This is a genomic window from Marinobacter sp. (assembly GCF_041686475.1).
In the GTDB taxonomy this organism is placed as follows: domain Bacteria; phylum Pseudomonadota; class Gammaproteobacteria; order Pseudomonadales; family Oleiphilaceae; genus Marinobacter.
In genome coordinates this window covers 1-4,964 of sequence record NZ_JAWLDU010000109.1, presented here as the reverse complement: position 1 = coordinate 4,964, position 4,964 = coordinate 1, and the positions used below count along the sequence as shown (strand labels likewise).

Annotated in this window: 4 protein-coding genes; 3 read left to right on the top strand and 1 reads right to left on the bottom strand. The window is 58.4% G+C overall.

Going from position 1 to position 4,964, the window contains the following annotated elements:
* The 3 genes from ACESMB_RS14670 to ACESMB_RS14660 form a co-directional block, all read left to right on the top strand.
* A partial coding sequence (locus ACESMB_RS14670) for an energy transducer TonB (protein ID WP_372971948.1) occupies positions 1–462 on the top strand: 462 nt, incomplete at its 5' end.
* A 197-nt stretch (positions 463–659) separates the two neighbouring features.
* On the top strand, positions 660–1,178 hold the full coding sequence (locus tag ACESMB_RS14665) for an Hcp family type VI secretion system effector (RefSeq protein ID WP_007155157.1): 519 nt from the start codon (positions 660–662) through the stop codon (positions 1,176–1,178).
* A gap of 121 nt (positions 1,179–1,299) precedes the next feature.
* A complete protein-coding gene (locus tag ACESMB_RS14660; RefSeq protein ID WP_372927752.1) occupies positions 1,300–1,995 on the top strand; it encodes a hypothetical protein in 696 nt (231 codons plus the stop codon).
* 415 nt (positions 1,996–2,410) lie between these two features.
* On the opposite strand, the gene ACESMB_RS14655 is transcribed toward ACESMB_RS14660, so the two are convergent.
* On the bottom strand, positions 2,411–4,964 hold a 2,554-nt coding region (locus ACESMB_RS14655; protein ID WP_372971947.1), incomplete at its 5' end, for an efflux RND transporter permease subunit.

Genomic DNA, 4,964 nt, shown 5'->3' with positions numbered 1-4,964 from the left:
CCTGAGCCTGAGCCTGAGCCTGAGCCTGAGCCTGAGCCTGAGCCTGAAGTAGTCGAGCAGGTTGCCGAGGCCAATACAACCGAAAGCGAGAACAGTTCAGAGCAACCCACGGAGAACACCGCTGAAGAAGAGAACCCCAATCAACAGGTTGAACTTAGCGCGGGCGCCTCTTCCGATGTGGACAGCTACCTCACCAGGCTGAGCCGGCACCTGAGCCGTTTCTACGAATACCCGCGCCGGGCCCGTCGTCTTGGTCAGGAGGGAGCACCGGTGGTGGTATTCGAATTCAGCCGTGACGGCAAACTGGTGCGACACTCCCTGGGCAGATCCTCGGATCATTCACTGCTGGACGACGCCGCGCTGGATATGTTGAAGGAGGCAGAGCCATTGCCCGAAGTGCCGGACTCCATGGAAGGTGAAACCTTTACCTACGCCCTGCCGGTGAGATTCAGCCTTCGTTGAGCAATTTATTGCCCGACCAGCGAGATCTCGCCCGAAAGCCAGCAAGGGATTGCCCAGGCAACCGCATGGTCATTGCCAGAAAAACCTTACCGCTTGTTATTAAACACTTTTTGTGTTCTGGCACGGCCTTTGTTTACGAGTAAGCGTCCAGGGAGAACCCGGGGACACTTATTCACACAAACGTCATGGAGCAGACTATGCCAACTCCTTGTTATATCAGCATCGAAGGCCAGACTCAGGGCAACATCACTGCCGGTGCATTCACGTCCGATTCGGTAGGTAACATCTACGTTGAAGGTCACGAAGACGAAGTGCTGGTTCAGGAATTCAGCCACGTTGTAACGGTTCCAACGGATCCACAGTCTGGCCAGCCTTCCGGCCAGCGTGTTCACAAGCCGTTCAAGTTCACTTCCGCCCTGAACAAAGCCACCCCGCTGATGTACAACGCCCTGGCTTCCGGTGAAATGCTGCCGAAGGTAGAGCTGAAGTGGTACCGCACCTCTGTTGAAGGCAAGCAGGAACACTTCTTCTCCACCATCCTGGAAGATGCCACGATCATTGATATCCAGTGCAACATGCCGCACTGCCAGGACGCCGCCAGCGCTGACTTCACCCAGCTGGTAACCGCTTCCCTGTCCTACCGCAAGGTAACCTGGGAGCATGCCGTTGCCGGCACTTCCGGTGCTGACGACTGGCGTTCGCCGATCGAAGGCTGAGCCCTCCGGTCCTGTCAGTCACAACGGCCAGCTTTTGCTGGCCGTTGTTATTTTTACGGGAAGGCTCGCACACGGTAATATCAGGCCATGTCTGATCTCTCCTTCTGCGTGCCGCTGAACCATGACTATTGAACCCGCTATTGCCCACCGATTGGGCCAGATCATGTGCGATACCACCAGCATGATTCTCTGGTCCCCTGCACAAAGCTGGGTCCGCCAACAGGCACCAGCCACGACTCTGCTATGCCGGGTAGGCTCTGGCCAGGCCACCTATCATCGATTTGATCCGCACCTGAAACAGCACCAGATCACCTACGGCAAACGCATGATCATGTCGAAGCATCAGCCTGATGCGGTCAGCGGGTGGCTTTCCGGAAGGGAGATTCGCCAGCGCAAGTATTTTGATGGCGAGGTCACCACACTGAACCTGCTGGCACACACCTGTTGTCATGAGTTCGCCCACCTGCTCCAGCATGTATCCGGCAAGCGTTATCGCGGCTCGGTACACAACCGGCATTTCTACCTTATCCTCGATGAACTTCACAGCAGTGGTGGCGCTGATGCCGCCAGACGCCATCTGGCCGAACAGGCAGAAAGTGCCGGTATGGCCATACCGGATGTTCCCATCCTGGCACCGGATACGCGTCAGCTAATGGCGAAATGGTCAGTCGGGGACGCGGTTGGCTTTGGTGCCGGCAAGCGACAACTGGAAGGCAGGATTGTCCGGGTAAATCGCAAAACCTGCACCGTGGAAGGTACCGGTCCATCAAGGGGTCTGCGTTACAGGGTGCCGGTGCAGCTGCTAAACCGGGTTTGATCTTGGCTGTTTACACAATTATCCGACCACGGATACGCAGCCCCAAAGCAGCGCACTCCGCCCTGATGCAGGGCGTCAGGTCCGGAGTATTTCGCCATCCAGACTGTCAGAACTTTCTAACCCATTGATCTTTATGCACCAGAAAAACTGGCACGAAGATCGCAAGATATCTTTCAAGGACGAACGTCCCGGCCAAGGATCAGGCCGGACCATCAGATCATTGTTGTTGGCATTGGCGCCGGACCATCGACTTCCCCCTGGGGAATAGATGCTCCGGCTTTTTTTCGTTTTGGCGGAAGCCGCTCGATTTGGGGGGTGGGGTTATTTTTTCTGCCAGGAAAAAGGTGTCTGAGTGCAGCGAGTTCTTTTTCCCAAAGAAAAAATAACCCCACCCCCCGAAGCGGCGACTCCCCCACTACCGAGCGGGCCGCTTATCCCGCCACCCCAGAACAAACACCGTAAGCGCCGGCAAAAAGGTAACAGTCACCGTAGCCGCCCCAGCCAGACCGAACAGAACGATGGCACCCACGCCACGATAGAGCTCGGTGCCTTCGCCGGGCAGGAAGACCAGCGGGGACAGGCCGCAGATGGTGGTCAGGGTGGTCATGGCAATGGGCCGCAGGCGGGTTTCCACCGCGCCTATGACCGCATCCACCACCGATATATCCCGATGACGCAGGTTCTGCCTTGCCTGCTCAACCACCAGAATCGGGTTGTTCACCACCGTGCCCATCAGGATCAGAAAGCCCAGCATGGTAATCATGTCAAAAGGCTGGCTCAGGGGTAACAGGCCGATCCTGGGCAGCAAACCACCCACCAGGTTCATCAGCGCCAGGCCCACGATACCCCCGGCAACGCCCAATGGAATCGCCGTCAGGATCAGCAGCGGGAAGCCCCAATGGGCGAATATGGCCACCAGCAGCAGATAGACAATCACCACCGCAATAATGAAATTGCCAGTCAGGGCATCCCTGGTTGCGTTGAGTTGGTCGCTGGCGCCGGAGATGTTGATGGACACACCACTGGGTAGCTCGCCACTGTCGCGCATGGCGCCCAGCAGTTCCGTCCGCACCCGTTCAACGCCGGCCTCCAAAGGCACATTGTCCGGCGGTATGACGTTGAGGGTCACGGTACGGCGTCCATCCAGCCTTCGGACGGTGCTGGTGTCCACGGTTTCCTCGATGGTCGCCAGGCTCGACAAGGGCAGGGTGGCGCCCTGGGGGGTATGCACCATTACATCGGGAAGCTCGTCCAGGCTGGGATTCCTGCCTTCGCTGCCGTAGATGTAAATATCAATCTTGTCGTCGTCCAGGAAGAAGTCATCCACATAGGAGCCTTCGGTCAGCGATGCCACGGTGAAACCAATCGCTTCGGTACCGAGGCCCAGCTCTGCCGCACGGTCCCAGTCCGGCTGTACCTGGATCAGCGGCTGAGCCAGAGAAAGGGTTCGGGGCTGGGTCTGGATGCGGGGATTGTCGAAGATTTCTTCCGCCCGGCGGTAGGCGGTATTGGCCACTTCGTAGATAGAGACCAGGTCCGGCCCGGAGATGTCCAGGTTGATACTGCGGGTGCCACCGTCGTTGCTGGAAATGATGGAGCCCTTGGCGGCGAACGCCCGCATGCCCGGGAACTGCTCGTAGAAGCCGGTGATTTCATCCATCAGCACTTCGATGTCACGGGCGTTGACCGTTTCCGCGATGATACGGATATTGCTCGGGCTTACGCCCATGTTCAGGTAATCCAGTGGTGGAATAGCGGTTTCGCCGCTCTCGTAGGCGTCACGATCCGCCTGCACCTGGGGCAGAAAGCGGTCTTCCACCTGTTTGGCGATGCTTTCCATCTCGGTCAGGTTGTAGCCTGGCGGCGCATTCATGGAAGCGAAGGTTTTCGGCTCTTCACCTTCCGGCAGGTATTCCGCGGGCGGGGTCAGGAAAACGATGATCCAGTAACTCAGGGCGACAGTTCCTGCAATCACCACAAGCCGTCTGATTGTGCCACTGACCATCCAGCGCACGGCCGCCACCACCCGGCTGGCCCAGCCCGGTGATACGGTGTTGCCATACTCGTCGATTTCACCCTTACCGTTTCCGAAATCCAGCCGTGCACTGAGGGTCGGAATCACCGTCACCGCCACCAGCATCGACGCAAATATGGCCGCAGAGATGGCAATGGCCACATCGGAATACAACTGCCCGGCTTCTTCCTCGATAAACAGGATCGGCAGGAACACCAGGATGGTAGTCATGGTGGAAGCCAGCACTGCCGGCCAGACTTCCTGAACACCCTTCAGGGCCGACTCGAACTTGTCCAGACCCAGGCGGCGATGCCGTTCGATGTTTTCCAGCACCACAATGCTGTTATCCACCGTCATGCCAATGGCAAAGGCCACACCCGCAAGAGAGATCACGTTGATGGTGCGACCGGTGATCATCAGCCCCAGAAACGCCGCAATGGCACACAGGGGAATACCCACCACACCCACGAATGTGGCCCGGGAAGACCGCAGGAACAGGAACATCACCAGGGTGGCAAACACCGCACCAATACCCAGGTTGGTCCAGACGTTGGCAACCGAGGCTTCCACATAACGGGCATCGTCTGCGGTCAGGGCCAGTTCCATGCCCTCTGGCTCCAGCACCTCTTCGTTGATGGCGTCGACTTCCTCCAGCATCGCCCGTTTGATATCGATGACGTTGGAGCCGCTTTCCCGACGCACCTGCAGGCCCAGTACCCGCTGGCCGTTGATGAATGACAGTTCGCGGATGCGGGAATGATCCTGGGCCACGGTCGCCACATCGGACAGCCTGACCACGCTGTCGCCAGTGCGGGAGACCACCAGGTTGCGCAGCTCGTCAAGATCGCGGAACCGGCCTACCGTGCGCAGCAGGTAACGGCGTTTGCCGGCGTCCACTTCGCCGCCGGACACATCCTGGTTACGGCTGGTGATGGCGTCCCGCAGGTCCAGCAGG